Origin of the sequence: Erwinia rhapontici (assembly GCF_020683125.1) — a bacterium.
GTDB lineage: Bacteria > Pseudomonadota > Gammaproteobacteria > Enterobacterales > Enterobacteriaceae > Erwinia > Erwinia rhapontici.
Genome location: NZ_CP085627.1, coordinates 735,125 through 755,988 on the forward strand (window position 1 = coordinate 735,125; position 20,864 = coordinate 755,988).

Annotated in this window: 19 protein-coding genes; 10 read left to right on the plus strand and 9 right to left on the minus strand. The window is 54.4% G+C overall.

From position 1 onward, the window contains the following. Positions 1-221: 221 nt before the first annotated feature. Positions 222-956, plus strand: a complete 735-nt coding sequence (exbB, locus tag LJN55_RS03350; protein WP_171148875.1) for a tol-pal system-associated acyl-CoA thioesterase — start codon at positions 222-224, stop codon at positions 954-956. 5 nt (positions 957-961) lie between these two features. Beyond that, a complete protein-coding gene (exbD, locus tag LJN55_RS03355) occupies positions 962-1,384 on the plus strand; it encodes a TonB system transport protein ExbD (protein WP_133843795.1) in 423 nt (140 codons plus the stop codon). 37 nt (positions 1,385-1,421) lie between these two features. On the opposite strand, the gene tcuC is transcribed toward exbD, so the two are convergent. Further along, on the minus strand, positions 1,422-2,741 hold the full coding sequence (gene tcuC, locus LJN55_RS03360; RefSeq protein WP_227535663.1) for an MFS transporter: 1,320 nt from the start codon (positions 2,739-2,741) through the stop codon (positions 1,422-1,424). Between the two features lie 334 nt (positions 2,742-3,075). Between tcuC and LJN55_RS03365 the strand changes: the two genes are divergently transcribed. Next, positions 3,076-3,969, plus strand: coding sequence for an SDR family oxidoreductase (locus LJN55_RS03365; protein WP_227535665.1), 894 nt, complete (start codon positions 3,076-3,078; stop codon positions 3,967-3,969). Between the two features lie 29 nt (positions 3,970-3,998). On the opposite strand, the gene LJN55_RS03370 is transcribed toward LJN55_RS03365, so the two are convergent. Genes LJN55_RS03370 through LJN55_RS03390 form a run of 5 tightly spaced genes read right to left on the minus strand, consistent with a single transcriptional unit; the run spans position 3,999 to position 9,281 of the window. Then, positions 3,999-4,988, minus strand: coding sequence for a Csu type fimbrial protein (locus LJN55_RS03370; RefSeq protein WP_227535666.1), 990 nt, complete (start codon positions 4,986-4,988; stop codon positions 3,999-4,001). Then, positions 4,985-7,414, minus strand: coding sequence for a fimbria/pilus outer membrane usher protein (locus LJN55_RS03375; protein WP_227535668.1), 2,430 nt, complete (start codon positions 7,412-7,414; stop codon positions 4,985-4,987). The genes LJN55_RS03370 and LJN55_RS03375 overlap by 4 nt, the downstream gene beginning before the upstream one ends. Further along, positions 7,411-8,136 (minus strand): fimbrial biogenesis chaperone, encoded by a 726-nt coding sequence (locus tag LJN55_RS03380; RefSeq protein ID WP_133843785.1) that lies wholly within the window; start codon positions 8,134-8,136, stop codon positions 7,411-7,413. Before LJN55_RS03380 ends, LJN55_RS03375 begins: the two co-directional genes overlap by 4 nt. A 24-nt stretch (positions 8,137-8,160) precedes the next feature. Further along, positions 8,161-8,652, minus strand: coding sequence for a Csu type fimbrial protein (locus LJN55_RS03385; protein ID WP_192933190.1), 492 nt, complete (start codon positions 8,650-8,652; stop codon positions 8,161-8,163). A gap of 56 nt (positions 8,653-8,708) precedes the next feature. Further along, entirely contained in the window at positions 8,709-9,281 is a 573-nt protein-coding gene (locus LJN55_RS03390) for a spore coat protein U domain-containing protein (RefSeq protein WP_133843783.1), read from the minus strand. A gap of 551 nt (positions 9,282-9,832) precedes the next feature. On the opposite strand from LJN55_RS03390, the gene LJN55_RS03395 reads away from it, so the two are divergent. Then, positions 9,833-11,968: a putative bifunctional diguanylate cyclase/phosphodiesterase gene (locus LJN55_RS03395; protein WP_227535671.1), complete on the plus strand. Its 2,136-nt coding sequence runs from the start codon at positions 9,833-9,835 to the stop codon at positions 11,966-11,968. 36 nt (positions 11,969-12,004) lie between these two features. After that, positions 12,005-13,414, plus strand: a complete 1,410-nt coding sequence (locus tag LJN55_RS03400; RefSeq protein WP_133843779.1) for an aminotransferase-like domain-containing protein — start codon at positions 12,005-12,007, stop codon at positions 13,412-13,414. A 33-nt stretch (positions 13,415-13,447) separates the two neighbouring features. Here LJN55_RS03400 and LJN55_RS03405 read toward each other — a convergent pair whose 3' ends face one another. Continuing rightward, positions 13,448-13,930: a YlaC family protein gene (locus LJN55_RS03405; RefSeq protein WP_133843777.1), complete on the minus strand. Its 483-nt coding sequence runs from the start codon at positions 13,928-13,930 to the stop codon at positions 13,448-13,450. Positions 13,931-14,119: 189 nt separating this feature from the next. Here LJN55_RS03405 and LJN55_RS03410 point away from each other — a divergent pair, with 189 nt between their 5' ends. Further along, a complete protein-coding gene (locus LJN55_RS03410; protein ID WP_133843775.1) occupies positions 14,120-15,109 on the plus strand; it encodes a lysozyme inhibitor LprI family protein in 990 nt (329 codons plus the stop codon). Positions 15,110-15,128: 19 nt separating this feature from the next. Here LJN55_RS03410 and LJN55_RS03415 read toward each other — a convergent pair whose 3' ends face one another. Continuing rightward, positions 15,129-15,605 (minus strand): hypothetical protein, encoded by a 477-nt coding sequence (locus tag LJN55_RS03415; protein ID WP_227535672.1) that lies wholly within the window; start codon positions 15,603-15,605, stop codon positions 15,129-15,131. After that, complete coding sequence (locus LJN55_RS03420; protein WP_133844228.1) at positions 15,559-16,488, minus strand: transcriptional regulator; 930 nt, start codon at positions 16,486-16,488, stop codon at positions 15,559-15,561. The genes LJN55_RS03415 and LJN55_RS03420 overlap by 47 nt, the downstream gene beginning before the upstream one ends. A gap of 395 nt (positions 16,489-16,883) precedes the next feature. Here LJN55_RS03420 and LJN55_RS03425 point away from each other — a divergent pair, with 395 nt between their 5' ends. From LJN55_RS03425 to LJN55_RS03440, 4 genes are all read left to right on the plus strand, one after another. Beyond that, positions 16,884-17,498 carry a cupin domain-containing protein gene (locus tag LJN55_RS03425; RefSeq protein WP_227535674.1) on the plus strand — a complete coding sequence of 205 codons (615 nt, stop codon included), beginning with the start codon at positions 16,884-16,886 and terminating at the stop codon, positions 17,496-17,498. Positions 17,499-17,688: 190 nt separating this feature from the next. Then, the gene (locus LJN55_RS03430) at positions 17,689-19,125 is read left to right on the plus strand and encodes a circularly permuted type 2 ATP-grasp protein (protein WP_133843773.1); all 1,437 of its coding nucleotides are present in this window, start codon (positions 17,689-17,691) and stop codon (positions 19,123-19,125) included. Beyond that, positions 19,119-20,048, plus strand: a complete 930-nt coding sequence (locus tag LJN55_RS03435) for an alpha-E domain-containing protein (protein WP_227535676.1) — start codon at positions 19,119-19,121, stop codon at positions 20,046-20,048. Before LJN55_RS03430 ends, LJN55_RS03435 begins: the two co-directional genes overlap by 7 nt. After that, on the plus strand, positions 20,048-20,848 hold the full coding sequence (locus LJN55_RS03440; protein WP_133843769.1) for a transglutaminase family protein: 801 nt from the start codon (positions 20,048-20,050) through the stop codon (positions 20,846-20,848). The genes LJN55_RS03435 and LJN55_RS03440 overlap by 1 nt, the downstream gene beginning before the upstream one ends. Positions 20,849-20,864: the final 16 nt, after the last annotated feature.

The window sequence follows — 20,864 nt, forward strand, 5'->3', positions numbered from 1 at the left end:
TTTTAACGTTAACACGGTAGCCGTTCAGGGGGTATTCGACAGGCGCATAAGTGATGAAAATTCACTATCAGTGCGAAAGCGGATTCCGGTAATCAACAAAATGAGCATAAAACGTCCAGAAAGTTGTAAATAGTAATGAGAACTACTATCAATTCACTCCTGTTTTGGTATGATCCGCGATAGAATTTTTCGCTATCAGCAATTGACGTTGGAGACACAGCGTGACAAATGATTTGATGCAGATGGACCTGTCCGTCTGGGGCATGTATCAGCATGCAGACATCGTGGTTAAAGCGGTGATGATTGGCCTTCTGTTGGCGTCCGTTGTCACCTGGGCTATTTTCTTCAGCAAAAGCATTGAGCTGAGCGCTGCGCGTAAGCGTCTGAAACGTGAGCAGCAGTTGCTGGCTAGCGTACGTTCGCTGGAAGAAGCCTCTCAGGTGTGTGAGAGCTTTAAAGGCCACAGTCTCAGCACGCTGTTGGTGAAAGAAGCGGAAAACGAGCTGGAACTGTCAGCCGGTTCTGACGACAACACCGGCATCAAAGAGCGTACCGGTTTCCGCCTTGAGCGTCGCGTTGCGGCTTTCAGCCGTCATGCCGGTCGTGGTAACGGCTTCCTCGCAACCATTGGTGCGATTGCACCGTTTGTCGGTCTGTTCGGTACGGTCTGGGGCATTATGAACAGCTTCATCGGCATTGCAAAAACGCAGACCACTAACCTGGCCGTTGTTGCTCCCGGTATTGCTGAAGCACTGCTGGCAACCGCTATCGGTCTGGTTGCGGCGATCCCTGCGGTAGTGATCTATAACGTCTTTGCCCGTACGATCGGCAGCTACAAAGCCTCACTTGGCGATGTGGCGGCACAGGTTCTGCTGTTACAGAGCCGCGACCTTGACCTCGCTGCCAGCGAAGGTGCCCATCGCGTTCAGTCTGCGCAGAAACTGCGGGTAGGTTAAGCATTATGGCAATGCGATTAAACGAAGATCTCGATAGCAACGGTGAAATGCACGAAATTAACGTGACGCCGTTTATCGACGTCATGCTGGTGCTGCTGATTATCTTTATGGTCGCCGCGCCACTGGCTACCGTTGACGTGCGCGTCAATCTGCCTGCGTCCACCAGTTCGCCGCAGCCGCGCCCTGAAAAACCGGTGTATCTGTCGATCAAAGCCGACCGTCAGCTGTTTATCGGTAACGATGCCGTGACGCAGGAAACGCTGGTCGATACGCTGATTAAGCAGACTGAAGGCAAGAAAGACACGACCATTTTCTTCCAGGCGGATAAGTCGGTCGATTATGAAACCCTGATGGGCGTGATGGATAAACTGCGCCAGGCCGGGTATCTGAAGATTGGCCTGATGGGCATGGAAACCGTCAGTAAATAATCTCGCAGGGGCGACCAGAAATGGTCGCCCCTTTCGTTTATACCTGAATCGCCGGCTCTTTCAGACGCCGTACCTGATACTGCTTCACCAACCGCTTAATCATCAACGAGCCTGCCAGCCCGCATAGCGCGGCAATCGTCAGCCATACGCCCGGCATCGCTTTATCTCCGGTAACATGAATCAGATAGCTGCATATCGCGGGTGTAAAACCGCCAAACAGCGCAGTCGCCAGGCTATACGCCAGGGAGAACCCCGTCGCCCGCACTTCAGCCGGCATCACCTCCGTCAGATACACCACCATGGCCCCGTTATAGCTGCCATACAGGAAGGAGAGCCACAGTTCCGCTTCCAGCAGATGGGTTAGGCTGGGCGAGCCGACCAGCCAGTGCAGCACCGGCCAGGCAGTAAGAATCATCAGCACGGTAAACAGCAGTAACAGCGGGCGGCGACCGTAGCGGTCAGAGAGAGAACCCATTAGCGGCAGCCAGATCAGATTGGAGACCCCAACGCACAGCGTGACAAAGAAGCTCTCTCTGTCGCTCATCATCAGCACTGTTTTGCCGAACGTAGGGGTAAACGCGGTGATCATATAGAACATCACCGTGGTGGTGACCACCATCAGCATGCCGGCGAGGATCAGCGCCCAGTTACTGCCAACCGAGTGCATGATCTGACGCATCGTCGGGTGATGTTTACGCTGGCTAAAGGCTTCTGTCTCCTCCAGCATCCGGCGGATCCAGAACAGGAACGGCACAATCATACAGCCGATGACGAAGGGAATGCGCCAGCCCCATTCGGTCACCTGGCCTTTATCCAGCAGATGGTTAAGCAGCAGGCCCAGTAGTGCCGCGAAGATCACCGCAATCTGCTGACTGCCAGATTGCCAGCTGACGTAGAAGCCTTTTTTGCCCTTTGGCGCGATCTCTGACAGATACACCGACACACCGCCCAGTTCGACCCCGGCTGAGAATCCCTGGAGCAAACGCCCCAGCAGGATCAGGATCGGGGCGGCCATGCCAAGGGTGCTGTAGCCCGGTACAACCGCAATGGTCAGTGTACCGATCGCCATTAGCCCGAGTGTGAGCAGTAACCCCTTACGGCGTCCGTGCTGATCAATATACGCGCCGAGGATAATTGCCCCCAGCGGACGCATCAGAAAACCTGCGCCAAAGGTCATCAGCGTCAGCATTAGCGAGGCGAAGGGGTCATCCCCGGGGAAGAAGGTTTTGGCAATGGCGGTGGCGTAGTAGCCAAACACCATGAAATCGTACATTTCGAGGAAGTTACCGCTGGTAACGTTGAAGATTGTTTTCGCACCGCCTTGCCGCGATGTATTGAGCTGGGGGATTATCGCCATGACCGCATCCTTTTTGTGTTTCTCTCGTTTTTATCCTGCCAGGGCAGTCATGTATGTGATGGCGATCACTCTGTTAATTTACAATTTATTTACATTGGTAATCAAAAATTAACAGGAGATGTGGAGTTTAAAATCTGTACACCTTTCTGCACCGTCTTCGGGCAATCTTCAATGAGAGTTCACATTTGGTTATATTTGATCGCATTTTTCATTCCTTTTTTTCGTACCGTATATCAACAGGATGACTGGTTTTTACTGTTTCCGGCCTCGACATGCACTGAGCGATGACTAGCCTTATTGATGAATAAAACTGTTATCAACAGCCGGAGGAACCATGGCAGACCAATATGAAATGCAGAATCCTCTCACCCAGTATCCCGCCACTGAGTATCCGAAACAGCGTCAACCTGCACCGGGCGTGCAGGCCGATATGCGCCCACGGCCAGACTGCGGTGAAAACAGCTATCGTGGCAGTGAACGTCTGAAAGGGCGCAAGGCGCTGGTGACCGGTGCCGACTCCGGTATTGGCCGTGCGGCCGCCATTGCCTATGCCCGTGAAGGCGCTGACGTGGCGCTCTCTTATTTGCCGGATGAACAGCGCGATGCCGAAGAAGTCGCCAGGCTGGTTGAGCAGGCCGGACGTAAAGCCGTGCTGCTGCCGGGGGACATCAGTAATGAAGCCTTCAGTAAAAAGCTGGTTGAAGACGCCCGGGAGCTGCTGGGGGGCCTGGACATCCTGGCGCTGGTCGCCGGTAAACAGGTGGCGGTAGAGCACATTGCCGACCTCACCACCGAGCAGTTCCGTAAGACGTATGAGACCAACGTATTCGCGCTTTACTGGATCACCCAGGCGGCCATCCCCTATATGCCGGCGGGCGGCAGCATCATTACTACGTCATCCATTCAGGCCTATCAACCGAGTGCGCATCTGCTGGATTATGCGTCCACCAAGGCGGCGATCCTCGCCTATACCCGGGCGCTGGCGAAGCAGATTATCGATAAAGGCATCCGGGTGAACTGTGTGGCACCGGGCCCCATCTGGACGGCGTTGCAGATAGCGGGCGGGCAGACGCAGGATAAGATCCCGGAATTTGGTCAGCAGACGCCGATGAAGCGGGCAGGGCAGCCTGCGGAGCTGGCACCGATTTATGTTTATCTGGCTTCGCAGGAATCAAGTTATGTCACGGCAGAGGTGCATGGTGTGACGGGTGGGAATCACTTAGGTTAGTGTGACTCACCGGTTTAAGGGCCTTGACCTTAAAACGATAAATCCACCGTCACCGTATCATTATACGTCCCAGCGACAGGCGTCGCCTGACTGGACAGCACCTGCGCATTGTAGCTAAACGTACGGGTGAGACCATCCGTACTGGCGATGCCAGCAGTGCTCGGCACCCGGTCAGCGGCAACGATACTCCCCCAGCGGGTAGTACCGGAGCCCTTATAAATCTCATACGCCAGCTGACCGCCCGCGGCGCTGGTCATATAGCGCTGCGTACCAACGGCATGCAGGCCATTGCTCATACCAACGCTGTAGGTGCTACCTTTGGTGCAGATCACGTTGAGAGTCTGACTGATGGGGTTGAACTGGCTGACCAGAGGGGCGCTGCTAAAGTGGACGTTGGGCGCGGTGATCGTCGTGCAGTCTTTGGAAATCGCAATATTCACGACAATAGACTGCGTGCTGCTGCCGGTTTGCTGTGAACCCAGCAAGCAAAGACCCAGCGCACCAATGCCCGTACAGACGTCGTAATTGACCGTGACCGCCAGCGTGACGGTGTAGTTACCCTCCGCGACCACCGCGCCGGGAACGGTACGCAGGTAAAGGGGGATGTTAAAAATCACCTGACCGGTGCCGCCAATATTCAGGCCAAGCAACTGAGAGCGCGACATAGTGTAGGTTGCACCATTGATCGTCAGTTCGCTGGTGGTGCAGGCGGCGTCGTAACAGAGCTGTATCGGGATCAGGTCCGAGCCCTGTTTCATTGCGCCACGATTACCAATGATTGAGCCAGTAGTAGCACCGGTCAACTGGAGCTTAACGGTGTCGCTGCTCAACAGCGCCAGCACCCCGGCACCGCAGTTAAGGGTAATATTTTGTGTGACGGTGCTAATGCCCGAATTAACGGTAAACGAGCTGACGGGGCCAAAGCTGGCCGTCACCGTCGGCGTGGTACAGGCTGCCAGCGCAGGCAATGTGCTCACTATCAGCAGGATAGCGCTGCACAGCAATAACAGTTTTCTCATGGTGTATTTCCTGAAGGTAACGGCGGCAGCGCACAAACCAGCGGGCCGTAGGTGGTCAGTGATTTAGGCCGTCCACCGGAGACGGTCAGTTCCGTGTCACAGGTGCGTCCATCCGGGGTTCGTACATGGATGGCGTTGCGTACTGCCAGGTTTTCCATCCAGACAATACCGTCCCAGCCAACATACTCCGTCTGCTGACCCTGACGAGTGATCTCGCTGGAGAGCGGCAACGCCTCACCGTTCTGGTCATGCAGGATCACGCTGGCAGCACGCAACGGCTCAATGGGGAAATGCAGCAGATAGCCGCTCTGGCGCTTCACTACGAGCCGCTGCTCGACGCTGCTGCTGGTCATATCTGCCGGAAGATCGAGGGTGTCGATATCGTATTTTGCCGGATAATAGGAGCTGACTCTGGGCACCAGCAGGTAGCCTTTTTTGTCAGTCTTGCCCATCAGCTGGTTTTCAAAACGCACATTGATATCCGGGTAATCCGTTTTCACCAGCACAAAGGCATCCGTCACCTGGTTAGCGGCAAACACGCCGCCGTCCATCAGCACCAGGGAACCGGATAAATCACCATATTGAGTGCTGTAATTGTCATCGCCGTAGAAGCCTGCTGAGGTTTCCATTTTCTGGTTACGCCAGCGCAGGGTGCCCTGACGGTAGTTGCCCCCATCGCTCTGATTGGCGACCGAGGCATCCCACGCAAAACCGCCATCGGTCGGCATGGAGTGTGACAGGCTGAGACGCTCTGAAGCGCCGCCCTGCTGATTACGCTCTACGCTGATGCTGGCGCTGGTCATATCGCTGAAGGGGATCATCAGGCCAATCGCACCGGACCAGTCGCCTTGCTGCTGGTCGCGACTGGCGGAGACATACAGGCTGGAGTTTCCCCACAGAGTCCGGCTCCACGACAGATTCAGCAATCGGGTTCGTTCGCCGCTGCCGCTGGTGATATCAATCAGTGCTGCACCCAGGCTACCGAACTGATCCAGCGACACGCTGGCATTGTACTGTGCGCTACGGCGGCTGAGCGTGTTGTATTCGATGTTGTCGCTGTAGTTCTCACGGTCGGCATACAGGGCGAGGTTACCAAAACCGGTGGTGCGTTTGGTCTGTTGCATACCCACGCTAAAACGATTGGTGCTGTACTGATAGCCCCAGCTGTACTGCCTGCCGCTCTCTCCCTGCATCTGGCTCTGGCTGACCGCCCCGTTAACCACGCCGTATGCCCCCAGTTTGAGTTGTACACCCGCGCCGCCCAGTGCCAGTGACGGCGCAGCTTCGGCATGGCTTTCCAACGTCAGCCAGTCGATCAGCCCGTAGCGATAAGAACCGCTGGTCGCCGCTGAACCGTAATCAAAATTTTTCACCCCGTAGTTCTGGCGCAGGGCCCCGGCGGAGAAAGAGTAATCAGACAGCCCACTTTTCAACAGGTTACTGGCGACATAAAACGGTAGCGTGGTACTGACCCGCCGCCCCTGAGCATCGGTCGTGACCACCACTGCATTCCCTGCGCCGTTAACAAACGGCATATTCGTCAATGAGTAAGGGCCGGGCTGCACGTCATTACTGCTGGTTTTATAGCCATTGACGAAGAGATCAACAGTAGAGGGGACGGCGGCCTGGTCGGAAAATGAGGGCAGAGGATACGTGACCAAATCCGGACGCAATGAGAAATCGCGCGACAGCTGAATACCGCCGAGGCGGACGCTGCTACTCCACGCCAGCGAGTCGCTGATCAGATCACCGACCTGCCAGTCCAGGGCATTTTCTTCATTTTGATTCGACCAGTGGGTGTCATAACGGATATAGCCATTTTCCAGATAGCTGGTCTGGCCGGAGAGCTGCTGCTGGTAAACGCCATTGCTGACAAACTGGCCGTAACCGCCAAACAGGCGCAGCTCATTTGTCGCTGACAGACGTGAACCCCCGCCAGTCGACTGACTGACATACAGGTCATAATTTAACAGCGCACCGCTGCTGCTACGTCCTTCATAACGGGGGCTGTTATGCGTGGTGCCCGTAAAGGTCTGCTCGGGAAGCCATTCGGGCGGTACATTGATCAGGATACGCTGGCGCTGGCGGTCATACTCCGCTTTGACCCGATCCATAGCGGAGACATCCATAATTGATGAGTTGATTTGCGCGCTCGGGATGCCAGCCTGCTGAAGATCGGCGGCACGCAAAAGATAATGCCCATCACGAAACTGCACTGGCACCACCATGCCGCGATCCTCATCATTGACCACCAACCCCAGCATATAGCTCTGTGGCTGATCTGCCTGGCCTCCGGCGCTGGCAGCGGGCGGGGGTGGCAGTGAGGTATAGGTTTCAGCACTGCATGTCACAGAAGACAGGCAGGTCAGCAGGCCGGTCACGATCAGAGTGCGGTGCCGTCCCGGCACCAGGCAGCGTCTGGTCATCGCCTGGCGGCTGAACTGGTGCTACGCCAGGTCTGATTTTGCTCCAGTTGTGCACTGATTTCGGCACGTTCTGAGGCGGGGCTGCTCAGCGGGAAAGTGTTACTGGCATTGGCCAGTACATAGCCCAGCAGGCTTCCGGCGAGTTTTTTCCCCCCTAGTTCGACATTACTTAAGCGCGCATGAGCGTTACCACGATTAGTGATTTCAAGCGCCTGTTTTCCTTCGCGATTGACCAGCCGCCAACTGAGGTCAGGGCGGGCGGTCGATGGATCAAGGCCGCTGCCGTAGACAAATAATGGTACGGAATAGCGCATCTGGAGCGTCACTCCGGTCTGGTCTTCACCCGGTGCTTTTGGCGTAGGGATTTCATCCAGAATGACCCGATAAGCGGCTTCCTGACCGGCGGCGGGCGGGGTCTGCTTAATCAGACGCACCAGCTGGCGTTTACCTGGTTCAATGCGCACCATCGGCGGGCTGGCAGCCACCTGTTGCTGGGTCTGATATTGCTCCTGACCATTAACCTGCTGCCAGCCAAATACGCGCACCTGCATTAGCGTGGTGCTGGCACCGCGGTTTTCCAGCCACAGTTCGGTGGCTTTATCGTTCTGACTGATTTTGGGGTCGATCGGCCAGATGAGCACTGAGTTCCCTGCATGGGAATTGAATGCCAGAACGCTCAACAGCAGAGTGAATAGCACGCCTGTGAGATGATGTTTTTTCATTATTGCTCCTTCAATTCCCCGAAATTACCAGCTCAAAGTCACCGTCAAAGTATCGCTGTAGGTCCCGGCACGGTTAACACCGTTCAGTTGTAACTGGCCGTAGATCGGCAGCGTGATATTGTTGGCATTGCTTAGCGTCAGTAACACATTCTGATTCACCGGAATGGCGGTGGTGTGAGCGGCACTGGTGTACAGGCTATACGCCACCAGGTTGGTGTTGCCGGCCACTCTCAAGTTGCGCGTGGTGGTGTAGTTACTCCCGCCGTTGATACTCATATTCAGTGTTGTGCCCGGCGTGCAGGCCAGCGTAATACTGGAATTCTGCACATAGGCGGCATTGGCGGTGACGCTGCCTACCCCGGGTTGAGTGCCAAAGTCGAGCGTACCGAAAACCGTGGGAGCCGTGCTGGTGATCACACAGCCATTGACGATAGAAGCACTGACCCCAAAATCGGCGGTAGGCAATGCGTTACTGCTGCTGCTGTAGGCCAGCAGCAGTAACGTGAACGGACGAATAACGCCCGCATGTCGCCTGAGCAGCTCCCGCACGATGGACTCCCCTGTCGCGGCAATCAGTAATTCACTGCAACGTTAATCGTATCCGTGTAGGTGGCGGCAGGAATGGCGGAGGTATTCCCCCCACCAGCAATACGACCATAAATCGGATAGTTATCTCCGTAAGTCGCATCGGGGGTGCCGACCGGGGCGATATTGGTGTTATTGGCAATTGGCGTGGTGTAGTCAGTATTGGGGTACAGGGAGTAGGCGATACCCACGGTGGCCGTGGTGCCGCTGATCAGATAGCGTGGCTGCGTCGTTTCTGTGCCATACACGGTGGTTGGCTTAGCACTGCTGCTGGTGATTTGCACAGAGTAGGTCGATCCCGTGGAGCAGCGAACAAAAATACCATTACCCACCGTACCGACAACGGCGGCGGTTTTGATATCAAAGGTCGCGGCACCACCAGGGAATTCCAACGTACCCAGGTTACCAATGGCACCCGGAGTGGCGACTTGCCCATTGACCAGGCAGCCCGCTGTCAGTACCAGTCTGGCGGTGATGGTTCCGGTGGTGGTGGCGGCAAAGCCTGAACTGGCTACGCCAAGGCTCAGGCCGCAGCCCAGCAGAAAAAGCTTAGTTTTCATAACTATTCCTTACTAATTAAAGTGATGAACTTGCTTTTCCGCCTGATGAAATATTGTCGTCAGTGTGACTGAACAAACATAAAAAATAATAAAAACCCTTTAGCGGGTAAAATATAACGTAAGGAATAATCTGTTATTTGAATTAACGCGTTAACATTGATTGACTTAACTATAGTTCAGCCTGGCCAGGCTGATAACAGAATCGTAAAAATATTATTTATGTGTTACGCCTGTCATAGATAAGCAGGCTTTACCACCGCGTGGCGACAGGGATTGGAAAATTTTCAAGAATATTCCTATCCTGATCTAGGCGAAGTATCGGGCCAATGCTATGTTCACTGCCGAAGAAGAGGAATATTAATACACTATATAAATTATAGGGATATATCTTATGCCTGTAAAAATCCTCTTCAGGTTCCTTCACTTTCCCCTGTGGCTGCTAAAGCTGGCTGATTTTTCGCCGATAAATAAGCACAAGCCTGGGGTGATTAATAATGACACCGGGTCACTACACACTAAGCCGAAATGGCTACTGCATTCGAGATTGTCATATGCTCATGAGTTCGTACGATCAACTTCTGGTTATCGTCTCTTTTATCGTCGCGTTTCTGGCCTCCTATACTGCGCTGGACATGGCGGGACGAGTTGCCACCTCCAGTGGCAACGTTGCCCGCGTCTGGCTATTCGGTGGCGGTTTTGCCATGGGCGTTGGGATCTGGTCTATGCACTTTATCGGCATGCTGGCGATGAGTCTGCCGATGGTCATGAGCTACGACGCCAGCCTGACGGTGGTCTCCATGGTGATCGCTGTGGCGGCATCCGTCTTTGCGCTGTGGATCGTGTGTTACGGTGAACTGCCGTGGTATCGGCTTTGCGGCGGGGCGGTGATCATGGGCAGCGGAGTCGTGGCGATGCACTACACCGGCATGGCTGCTCTGGCGGTCAATCCCGGTATTATCTGGGACTGGCGCTGGATCTGGGTATCCGTGTTGATTGCACTGGTTGCCTCCGGTGCTGCGCTATGGCTGGCTTTCCGTCTGCGTCAGGGCACCGGCCGCCTGGCACTGATGCGCAGCGGCGCTGCACTGATCATGGGTGTCGCTATTGCCGGGATGCACTATACCGGCATGGCGGCAGCCAGTTTCCCGATGGACAGTCACGCCACGCATCTTGGGGTTAACAGCAACTGGCTGGCGATTCTGGTTGTCGTCGTGACGCTGGCCATCCTCGGTATTACGCTGCTGGTTTCAATGCTGGATGCTCGCCTTCAGGCACGGACGTCGGTGCTGGCATCCTCTCTGGCAGAGGCAAACCGCGAGCTGGCACAGCTGGCGCTGCATGACAACCTGACCCGCCTGCCAAACCGCATCCTGTTAGAAGATCGTCTCGACCAGGCCATCAATAAAGCCTCGCGCGAGGACTCAAAATTTGCCCTGTTGTTTATGGATCTTGATGGTTTCAAAGCCGTCAACGACGCCTTCGGCCACCACATTGGCGACAGCCTGCTGATCGCGGTGACCGAACGCATGAAAGAGAAAGTGCAGGGGCATCACACGCTGGCCCGCCTCGGCGGTGATGAGTTTGTACTGCTGATTGAGATTGACGATCCTAACGATGCTGCCGCCGTGGCGGATGCGCTGGTGAAGGCCGTCGAGCGGCCATTTGATATCTCCCGCTACGAGCTGGTGGTGTCGCTGAGTATTGGTATTGCTGTCTTCCCGGGCGATGGACTCGATGAACGTGAACTGATGTTTAACGCCGATGCCGCCATGTACCACACTAAAAATAACGGTCGTAACGGTTACAGCTTCTTCCAGCCGTCGATGAACACCATCGCACAGAACCAGTTACAGCTGATTAATGACCTGTGGCTGGCGCAGGAAAATAAAGAACTGCGGCTGTTTTATCAGCCTAAATTCTGTGCGCCACGTGGGCCGATTATCGGTTTTGAAGCACTGCTGCGCTGGCAGCATCCGCAACGTGGTCTGCTGACGCCGGATGTCTTCCTGCCGCTGGCAGAAAAAACCGGGCTGATCGTCAGCATCGGTAACTGGGTGATCGGGGAAGCCTGCCGCCAGTTGCGCTGCTGGCATTTGCAGGGCAACAGCCAGTGGTCGGTCGCCGTCAACCTGTCTGCATTGCAGTTTGAGCAGGCCGGGCTGGTGGAAACCGTAGTGAAGGCGCTGGAAACGCACCACATCCCGCCGGAACTGCTGACGCTGGAAGTGACGGAAACCACTGCGATGCGCGACCCGGATGAAAGCATTCGCATTCTGACCGAACTAACGGAACTGGGGGTGAAAGCCTCTATCGATGATTTTGGCACCGGATATTCCAGCCTGCTGTATCTGAAGCGTCTGCCGGCCAGCGAGTTGAAAATCGACCGTGCATTTGTGAATGAGCTTCAGGCACAAACGGAAGATGCCACCATCGTCACCGCGATTGTGGCGCTGGCGCAAACGCTCAATCTGAAAGTGGTCGCGGAAGGGGTGGAAACGGCCGAACAACAGGCATTTCTGACAGGGCTGGGCTGCAATACCTTACAGGGTTATCTGCTGGGTCGTCCTGTGCCACCGGAGAACGTCCCGGGCCTGAAGCAGTATGTTGACGGCGATGATGGCGTTGAGACGCGCGAGGAAGATGTCCCAAAGTTGGCGGCGGTCATACCGCTCTCTGACGTGGTATAATAGTTTTCTCTTTTGTTAAAATGGCCTGTAACAGTCGTGGCAAAATATGAACAGCTGGTGGCACAAATCCAGCAGCAGATCGAGACGGAGATATGGCTGCCGGGGGAAAAACTTCCCTCGTTGCGTCAACAGGTTGAGCTGAGCGGCATGAGCCTGATGACCGTAATGCACGCTTATCAGGTGCTGGAAAGCCAGGGCTGGATCCAGTCGCGGCCGCAGTCAGGTTATTATGTTGCGCCGCGCGCCGAATTTCTCAGTCAGCCTCTTAGCCATCAGAAAGTGCAGCTGGCTGAATCTGTCGATATCAATGCCTTTATTTTCGATGTATTACAGGCCTGCCGTGACCCGCAGATGGTTCCATTTGGTTCCGCGTTTCCTGACCCGGAACTCTTCCCTCAGCGTCAGCTGATGCGTGCGTTGACCACCGTTTCTCACAGTATGAAAGCCATCGATGCCCTGCATAATCTGCCACCGGGTAATGAAGCGCTGCGCAAAACACTGGCGCAGCGTTACGCCTTACAGGGCATTCAGGTCTCCCCGGATGAGATTGTGATCACCAATGGCGCAATGGAGGCCCTTAACCTCAGTTTGCAGGTGCTGACAGAACCGGGTGACTGGGTGGCGATAGAAAACCCCTCGTTTTACGGTGCGTTGCAGGCGATTGAACGTCTGAAGCTGAAAAGCGTGGCCATCGCCAGCGATCCACAAACCGGTATCGATCTCGATGAGCTGAGCCGTTCGCTGGCCCGCTGGCCGATTAAAGCGCTGTGGATGATGACTAACCAGCAGAACCCGGTCGGCTGCACGCTCAGCAAAGAGAAAAAGCAGCAACTGGTCGCGTTACTGGCCCGGCACGGCGTGGCGCTGATTGAGGATGATGTTTACAGCGAACTCTATTTCGGCCACGAAAAACCCCTGCCGGCCAAAGCATTCGACCGCGAGCATAACGTGCTGCACTGCTCCTCATTTTCTAAAAATCTGGTAGCAGGATTTCGAGTCGGCTGGGTGGCTGCGGGAAAACATGCGCAGCGCATTCAGCGTTTGCAGTTGATGAGTACCTTGTCGACCAGCGCACCGATGCAGCAGGCACTGGCCACTTATCTCGGCACGCGCAGCTATGATCGCCATCTGCGGCGTTTACGGCAGACACTCGAACAGCGTAAAAATCTGGCGCGTCAGGCTCTCAAACGTTCTCTGCCTGCCGGGGCGCAAATCAATGATTCACGCGGTGGCTACTTCCTGTGGGTGGAACTGCCCAAACAGGTCAATACGACTGAGCTTTATTACCGTGCACTGCACAACAATATCAGCATTGCCCCCGGAAAAATGTTCTCCTCCAGCGAGCAGTACGCCAACTATTTTCGTTTTAACACCGCGTGGTGGGATGAGTCGCAGGAAGTGGCGGTCGCCACATTAGGACGATTAATCGCAGAATTACTGCCGTAAGGGTCAGGCATGCCTGACCCGCATCGGGTTATTTTATACCGCTGAAGCGCTTTTCTGTCCCCAGGTCAGGTGGAAGACATCATAAAAATCGACTTCACCTTTTAACGACAGCAGCTTAGTAATGCCCTGCTTAACCTTGTCCGGCACATTGTCACTACTGAGGATGTCGCTAATCGCCCGTTCAGACAGGGTGCGCACATAATACCATTCGCCGTTGTAGCAAACGCGCAGATCAAGGGTATCGATATCCTCAAAGCGGTATTTCGGGTTCACGTCCATGAGCATCAGGCCGCTCATCAGCATGATAAAAATAGTCGCCCCCCAGAACGCGGGCCAGCCCAGAAAGTCCGTGGTAAAGATTAGGGCAACCGTCAGAATGTAGCACCCGTACATGGATGCCCAAAGCCCCGGATGGGTCTTCAAAAACTGAAAACTGAAGCGCGGTTTATTATCGCGTTGCTCTTCGCGATTCAATGTATCGATCTCGCGCAGCAATATTTTTTTAACTTCTTCCATTAGTGACCTCTGCAAAACAGTTCGGGCAGAGTGAAAGTAAACCATGTTTGCACCTATAATAGCAGACACAGTTTATCGCTATTCAACTATAACAGTTGCTCACAGGGATGGGCCAGCTGTCACCTGCCGTGGCAATGTATAAAGTTCAGGCCATTCCCGATGGCCTGCTGATAAGGGAATAAAAAACAGATGGATTTAATCAAAGCCCCTGCTGTCATTGGCTTTACTCTCCTGCTCCTTACCTCCACGGCGAAGGCCATCGACTGTGGGCGCGCCTCCAGCGTGGTAGAAAATACCGTCTGTGATAAGCCGGAATTGATGTGGCTGGATAGGGTGTTTGTTAATGCATTCAGTGAACTGCAAATGCGCGAGCCACAGCATGTGAATCAGATAGCGAAGGAGATGGCCCGGGAGCGTAATACCTGCGTTAGCGACAGCTGCCTGCGCAGTGCCTATCTCGGTGGCCTGAGCCAGCTGTATGATGCGGATCGCCAGGTGGACTGGCAGGGCGTCTGGTGGAATGTCAGTGCACCTCACGGCAATGGTGGAAAAATTCGTATCAGCCAGCTGGCAGGCGATGAGTTCAATATGGATGCATCAGTCTGGGGAGGGGTGTACCGGTCGAGTTTCAGCGGTAAAGTGACGCTGTCCGACGGGGTAGGGTTTACCGATAAAATTGTCTGGGGTGGCGGGTGTTCAATTGTTCTGATCCCGCGCCCGGATAACCGCCTTGAAGTCAGCAGCGATTCGCATGGACGCTGCGATATGCTGTTACCCGGCAAGACGTCAATTGACGGGGTGTACGTTAAAGCGGATAACGATCCGCGTCTGCCGGCCACGCTGTTAACCCTCGGTATTTTACCGAATAAAGCCCTGGACGATCGCTTTCGTCAGCTGACAGGCAGTGACTATGCGCAATATGTTGCGACGGCAACCAGTTTTGTCTACAGCCAGGACCTTGACCAGTTTGGTGCGACGGTACTCACCCTGTGGGTAAAAGGCATGGCGAACCGACAGTCAGCCATCATCATGTACACGCCGGAAGGGAAAATCTGGGCGCTACGGGTCAGCCCTGACACCGATAACGGCGTGGAAGTGGATTATGTGACCACCGAGAAGGATAAAGAGACCATGCCCAAAACGCTTCAGGCATGGCGCACCCTGTTTACCGACCGCTAAGGAAACCGGCCCATTGGTACTATCGGTAACGTACCATTTGGCCAGAAGGGGTGATCATCAGGCGTTCTTTACCCAGCCGCAAGGTGTCAAAATGCACGCTGTTGTTTTCCGCATAGCCAAAAATATTTTTAATCATCCGCGTCTGACCATCATCTGCATAATAAATTTTATGGAAAGTAAACATCACACCTTTGGCATTTTGAGTTTTTTCTTCCAGGCTGATTTTGGCCATAAAACGATTATCGTTTGGGCTGGTCAGGGTCATCATCACGGTGTTCCCTTTGCCGTCGAAGCGGGTATCATAAATTTCACGCTGGCGCGCCAGCAGGTCGTAATACCCCAGCTGTAAATTTACTTTAACGAAATCCTCCGTGAACAGGCCCTTATCCCCTGGCAAATGTTTGATCACTGCCACCCCAAGGGGGACCAGCAAAGTCACGATCAGTAAGCTAATTGACGCAGTTGGCCATTTCATTAATTTTTCGTTCGCCTTCACGGTAGATTAGAGCGCTCAGTTGAGCACCATCCGTACGCCAGTTGATAATGTTCATCGCCAGCTGTTTACGATCGCACTGATTCGATAACGTCATGGTGTAGTTCAGCGTCGTGCCGGAGGTGTAATAGAAAATTTCCATATTCACTTTCTGATTTTTCAAATTTTGATTCAGCGTAAATAGCACCGGTCCCAAAAGCTTATTTAAATCATAGGACGCGGACGTGTTGTCCCATCCCCGGCGCAATTCCATTAGCTGAATATGGCTGTACGGGACGGAGTTTTTTTTCACCAACTCGCTACTGTTTACCGGAAAAAGCGCTCGCCCGGCCCACGCCAGCACGCACAGTAACAGTAACGCCTGAAAGAAAATAAGCCAAAGCCAGAATACGCGACGTAAGCGTGGTTTCGGCTCCGCGTTAATCGTTGTTTCCGTTTCGGCCAGCCCGGGTAATATCGCAGGTTCTACCTGGTGCATATCCTGCGGGGGTATCCTCTCCTCTTGTACCGATGTCTGCTGCGAGGCATCGGTCAGGCTATCCGCTTCTTCTTTGTCATAGCAAATACGTTGGCAAAATTCTGCCTCAAGGATATAGCCCTTTTTAGGGATCGTTTTAATAATACGCTGCTGCTTGCCGTCATCCTCCAGCGCCACGCGCAGCGCATGAATCGCATTCGGTAAACTGTTAATACCAATAACCCGCCGTTCCCAAACCAGCGTAGTGAGCTCATCACGACTTAATGTTTTTCCAGCATTTTCAGCCAGTACTAGCAACAGTTTGAATTGATATTCGCCCAGGCGCCGTTCTTCACCACTGAGTTGATGGAGTAACGTACCGGACGAAAAATCGACGTACCAGTGGTGAATAATATAATCCGCTGTCATAGCTTGCCATTGTTCAGAAAAATCAGTGAATATGCTGGTGAATACTTCTGGCGATAATCGGTAATTATAATCTAATTTCCATAACAATTGCTGTAGTCGTAACGCATTAAAAAATTCAATGAAAAGGCGTCCTGTTATTTAAAGTGAGGCCACCCGGTAATGGGAAATAAATGTTACATACAGTAATAGTAACAATGTGTTATCGAGTGATCGTAAAGTCAAATCTCAGGGTGAAGGGGATGAGAGGTGGGTAACAACCAATGAATTTGGCTTAAGTTCAGTTAAATTAATAAGTTATGTGATCTGCGGCGTGGGGAAAAGATTGCAAGCTGGCAGAATAGTGCCACAATTAATTTAACAATCACTCAACAAGGCAATTTGACCAGGAGCCTGATATGGTGACCCATTCTCGCAGTGTAATGTTAATGATGTCGTTTGCTGCCGGGACCTTTGCTGCAGGTGCCTCCTCAAACCCGCGCCATCTGATGCTGGCGCAGCCCTCACAGGGCATCCCCAACAACCCGCTGCCGCTGATCATCTATCCACAGGTGGTGCCGGACGAGCCGGAAGAAGGGGCAGAAGAGATATCGCCAGACGATTTGGCGCTGTGGTTCCGCGCTGAGTTTGCCCGCCACGGTTGGCCGGTCAGCTGGCACGCGCCGATTTATCCCTACACCCATTATCACCCGAATACCCATGAATTGCTGGGGATCACCTGCGGCTGGGCCGAGATCCTGTTTGGTGGCGAAAGTGGGCGCATGGTCACCGTTTATGCGGGTGACGTAATACTGATACCGGCGGGTGTCGGACATCAGCAAATTGCCGCCAGTGATGATTTCATGGCCGTTGGTGCCTACCCTCCGGGCGTGACGCCCAAAACCCTGCGCGACGAGCAGGCATTGATGGAACAGTCTATGCTTGAAATAAAACGCGTCGCGATGCCCGAAACCGACCCCGTTACCGGTGGGGAAGGCGCACTGACTGAGGTCTGGCACCCGCTGACTCGTTAAGAATCTCTCTCATCGTTTGACCGGAATGCACCATATTGGTGCATTCTCATTCTACGCTTCGCTTTCCCTGACCCGATTTGTCACCAGGCTGTTGTTCGTTCCTCGTTCTGTGCGGGGTAGGCCGCTCATTCCGACTCTGGCACACTTTGTGCAACTCTTATTCAGGTTCACAGACAGCGGTAGGGAAATCATGAATCAAAGCTATGAAATAGCGTCACACTTTTATGATGAGATGTTGCTGAACGATGGACGCTATCGCGGGCACTATCGGGAATACTGGCAGTGGCTACAGCAGGCTGACCAGCAGGCGATTGCGCGCAAACGTGAAGAGGCGGAACTGTTGTTTCACCGCCTGGGGATTACTTTTAATGTGTATGGTGATGACGGCGGTGCCGAGCGTCTGATCCCGTTCGACAGCGTACCGCGGATTATTCCTGCCAGCGAGTGGGCAATGCTGGATAAAGGCATCCGCCAGCGCGTTCAGGCGCTGAATGCTTTTCTGCATGACATCTACCATGACCAGCGCATCCTTAAAGCCGGGATCATTCCCGCTGAACAGGTACTGGTTAACGATCAATATCAACCCTGCATGCAGGGCCTGAATCTGCACCGTAACCTCTACGCGCACATTATTGGCGTGGATATGGTGCGCAACAGCGATGGCGAATACTACGTGCTGGAGGACAATCTGCGTACCCCGTCCGGCGTCTCCTACATGCTGGAAAACCGCAGAATGATGATGCGCCTTTACCCGGAGCTGTTTGCCGATCAGCGCATTGCCCCTGTCGAACGTTATCCGTCTCTGCTGCTACAAACCCTGCGCGAAAGCTCGCCGATCAACGATCCGGTGGTAGTGGTACTGACACCGGGCCGCTTTAACAGTGCCTACTTTGAACACAGCTTCCTTGCCCAGCAAATGGGCGTGGAGCTGGTGGAAAGTGCTGACCTGTTTGTCAAAGATGGCGCGGTGCTGATGCGCACCACGGCCGGGCCGTGCAAGATCGATGTGATCTACCGCCGGGTGGACGATGCCTTCCTTGATCCTCTGGCGTTCCGGCCGGATTCGATGCTCGGTGTGCCGGGCCTGCTGTCGGTGTATCGTGCGGGCAACGTGGTGCTGGCTAACGCCATCGGCACCGGCGTGGCCGATGATAAGTCGATCTACCCGTATGTACCGGAAATGATTCGCTTCTATCTGGGGGAAGAGCCGCTCCTCAACAACGTACCGACCTGGCAGTGTCGCCGCCCTGATGAGCTCTCCTGGGTACTGGCTAACCTCGAAAAGCTGGTCGTGAAGGAGGTTCACGGTGCGGGGGGATACGGCATGTTGATTGGCCCGGTGGCCAGTAAACAGCAGTTGGCCGATTTCCGCGCGCTGTTACTCGCCAAACCACAGAACTACATTGCACAGAACACGCTGGCACTCTCCACCTGTCCGACTTTTGTCGATCAGGGGCTGGCCCCGCGTCATATCGACCTGCGTCCCTTTGCCCTGAGTGGGGCGGATATCCGGCTGGTGCCCGGTGGCCTGACGCGCGTAGCGCTGACCGAAGGTTCGCTGGTGGTGAACTCATCGCAGGGCGGTGGGACGAAAGATACCTGGGTTCTGGAGGATGACGCATGCTGAGTCGCACGGCCAGTGGCCTGTACTGGATGGCGCGCTATTTAGAGCGCGCAGAAAATATTGCACGCGTGCTCGACGTCACAAACCGTCTCTCTCTGATGCCGGTGCGCGGCAGCCACAATAATGAGCTGCGCGTGCCGCTCAATCTGACCAACACGGATGAACTTTACTGGTCGGTCAGCGATCGGCTGAGTATGTCACAGCTGTTCAGCTTTTTTGCCTTTGATGAGCGTAACCCCGGCAGCATTTTCAATTGCTGGCAGGCGGCCTGGAACAACGCCCATGCGGTTCGCGGCAGCCTCTCTTCTGAAGTCTGGGAGAGTATTAACTCCAGCTGGATTGAACTGAGAAAAATGCGGCGTCACGGCGTCAGCAGCGACGGTGCGGATGCCTTCTTCGACTGGGTTAAAGAGCGCTCACATCTGTTTCGTGGTGCGATGTTCGGCACCCTGATGCGTGGCGATGCCATGAGCTTTATTCGTCTGGGAACGTTGCTGGAACGTGCCGACTGCACGGCACGCCTGCTCGATGTTTATCAGTATCTGACCGATGACGATGATGACACCGTGCGCGAATACTACCGGCTGGATACGCTGCTACGTTCAGTGTCCGCGCGCGAAGCCTATCACACCATCTACAAGCAGCAACTGGCGGCGGACGGCGTCAACGAGATGTTGATCCTGCGTGAAGAGAGCCCGCGATCGTTACGATCCTGTCTTGATGAAATCGCAAGGCAACTCAATCAAATCGGCAGCAGCGGTGAAGACAGGCCGCGTTACTTATTGACGATACTGCATGCGCAGCTGCGTTTCAGCAGTTGGGAATCCCTGATGGATGACGGGCTGCATGCCTGGTTGCAACGTTTTCTGGGTGAACTGGCATTGATTGCTGACAGCATCCATCACACTTATCTGGAGGCGAAATAATGAAGCTGACCATCGCGCATAAAACCTGTTTCAGCTATCAAAGCCTGGTGCGTCAAAGCACGCAGTACCTGCGTCTGACGCCACAGGACTCGGTGCATCAGCATATTATTTCGTGGGATCTGCTGCTGCCGGAAGAGGCGATCTGCACCACCGACACCTGGGGTAATGTGCTGCATGTGCTGACGCTCGACCGTCCGCATCAGGAAATCGAGATTGAAGCTCGTGGCGTGGTGGAGATCCTCGACGACGAAGATAGCGCCCCGGACCCGGACTGCATGCTCTCGCCGCTGGTGTTTTTACGCATCACTCCGCTGACGCAGCCTGACGCGGCGATCAACGATTTTGCCCGCCGCTATTACCGTGAAGAGGCTCCGCTGGACAGTCTGGAGCGCCTGATGGGCGAGTTGCTGTTGAAAATGCCTTACCAGCCCGGCAGTACGCTGGTGACGGATACCGCCGCGAAAGTGTTTGCCGCCGGCAGTGGGGTTTGTCAGGATCACAGCCACGTCTTTCTCGCCTGTTGTCGCAGCCTGCATATTCCCGCCCGTTATGTGAGCGGCTATCTGTATACTGACAACGTGGAACATGTAGCCACGCATGCCTGGGTGGAAGCCTGGGTGGGCGGCAGTTGGCACAGTTTCGATATTACCAATAATACCCGCAGCACCCGCCAGCATCTGAAACTGGCGGTGGGGGTGGATTATCTGGATGCCTGCCCGGTGCGTGGAATGCGCCTTGGCGGTGGCAGTGAAGATATGCAGGCAGTGGCTGCGGTACAACTGGTGTTTTCGCAGCAGTAATCTTTTATCGGACTCA

What these genes read in the sequence shown, in the direction of transcription:
- LJN55_RS03390 (WP_133843783.1), bottom strand. Translation starts at nt 9,281, where the DNA reads ATGAAAACTAAGCTTTTTCTGCTGGGCTGCGGCCTGAGCCTTGGCGTA.
- LJN55_RS03365 (WP_227535665.1), top strand. Translation starts at nt 3,076, where the DNA reads ATGGCAGACCAATATGAAATGCAGAATCCTCTCACCCAGTATCCCGCC.
- LJN55_RS03410 (WP_133843775.1), top strand. Translation starts at nt 14,120, where the DNA reads ATGGATTTAATCAAAGCCCCTGCTGTCATTGGCTTTACTCTCCTGCTC.
- LJN55_RS03425 (WP_227535674.1), top strand. Translation starts at nt 16,884, where the DNA reads ATGGTGACCCATTCTCGCAGTGTAATGTTAATGATGTCGTTTGCTGCC.
- LJN55_RS03435 (WP_227535676.1), top strand. Translation starts at nt 19,119, where the DNA reads ATGCTGAGTCGCACGGCCAGTGGCCTGTACTGGATGGCGCGCTATTTA.
- LJN55_RS03370 (WP_227535666.1), bottom strand. Translation starts at nt 4,988, where the DNA reads ATGAGAAAACTGTTATTGCTGTGCAGCGCTATCCTGCTGATAGTGAGC.
- LJN55_RS03380 (WP_133843785.1), bottom strand. Translation starts at nt 8,136, where the DNA reads ATGAAAAAACATCATCTCACAGGCGTGCTATTCACTCTGCTGTTGAGC.
- LJN55_RS03440 (WP_133843769.1), top strand. Translation starts at nt 20,048, where the DNA reads ATGAAGCTGACCATCGCGCATAAAACCTGTTTCAGCTATCAAAGCCTG.
- LJN55_RS03420 (WP_133844228.1), bottom strand. Translation starts at nt 16,488, where the DNA reads ATGACAGCGGATTATATTATTCACCACTGGTACGTCGATTTTTCGTCC.
- exbD (WP_133843795.1), top strand. Translation starts at nt 962, where the DNA reads ATGGCAATGCGATTAAACGAAGATCTCGATAGCAACGGTGAAATGCAC.
- LJN55_RS03395 (WP_227535671.1), top strand. Translation starts at nt 9,833, where the DNA reads ATGCTCATGAGTTCGTACGATCAACTTCTGGTTATCGTCTCTTTTATC.
- LJN55_RS03405 (WP_133843777.1), bottom strand. Translation starts at nt 13,930, where the DNA reads ATGGAAGAAGTTAAAAAAATATTGCTGCGCGAGATCGATACATTGAAT.
- LJN55_RS03375 (WP_227535668.1), bottom strand. Translation starts at nt 7,414, where the DNA reads ATGACCAGACGCTGCCTGGTGCCGGGACGGCACCGCACTCTGATCGTG.
- tcuC (WP_227535663.1), bottom strand. Translation starts at nt 2,741, where the DNA reads ATGGCGATAATCCCCCAGCTCAATACATCGCGGCAAGGCGGTGCGAAA.
- LJN55_RS03430 (WP_133843773.1), top strand. Translation starts at nt 17,689, where the DNA reads ATGAATCAAAGCTATGAAATAGCGTCACACTTTTATGATGAGATGTTG.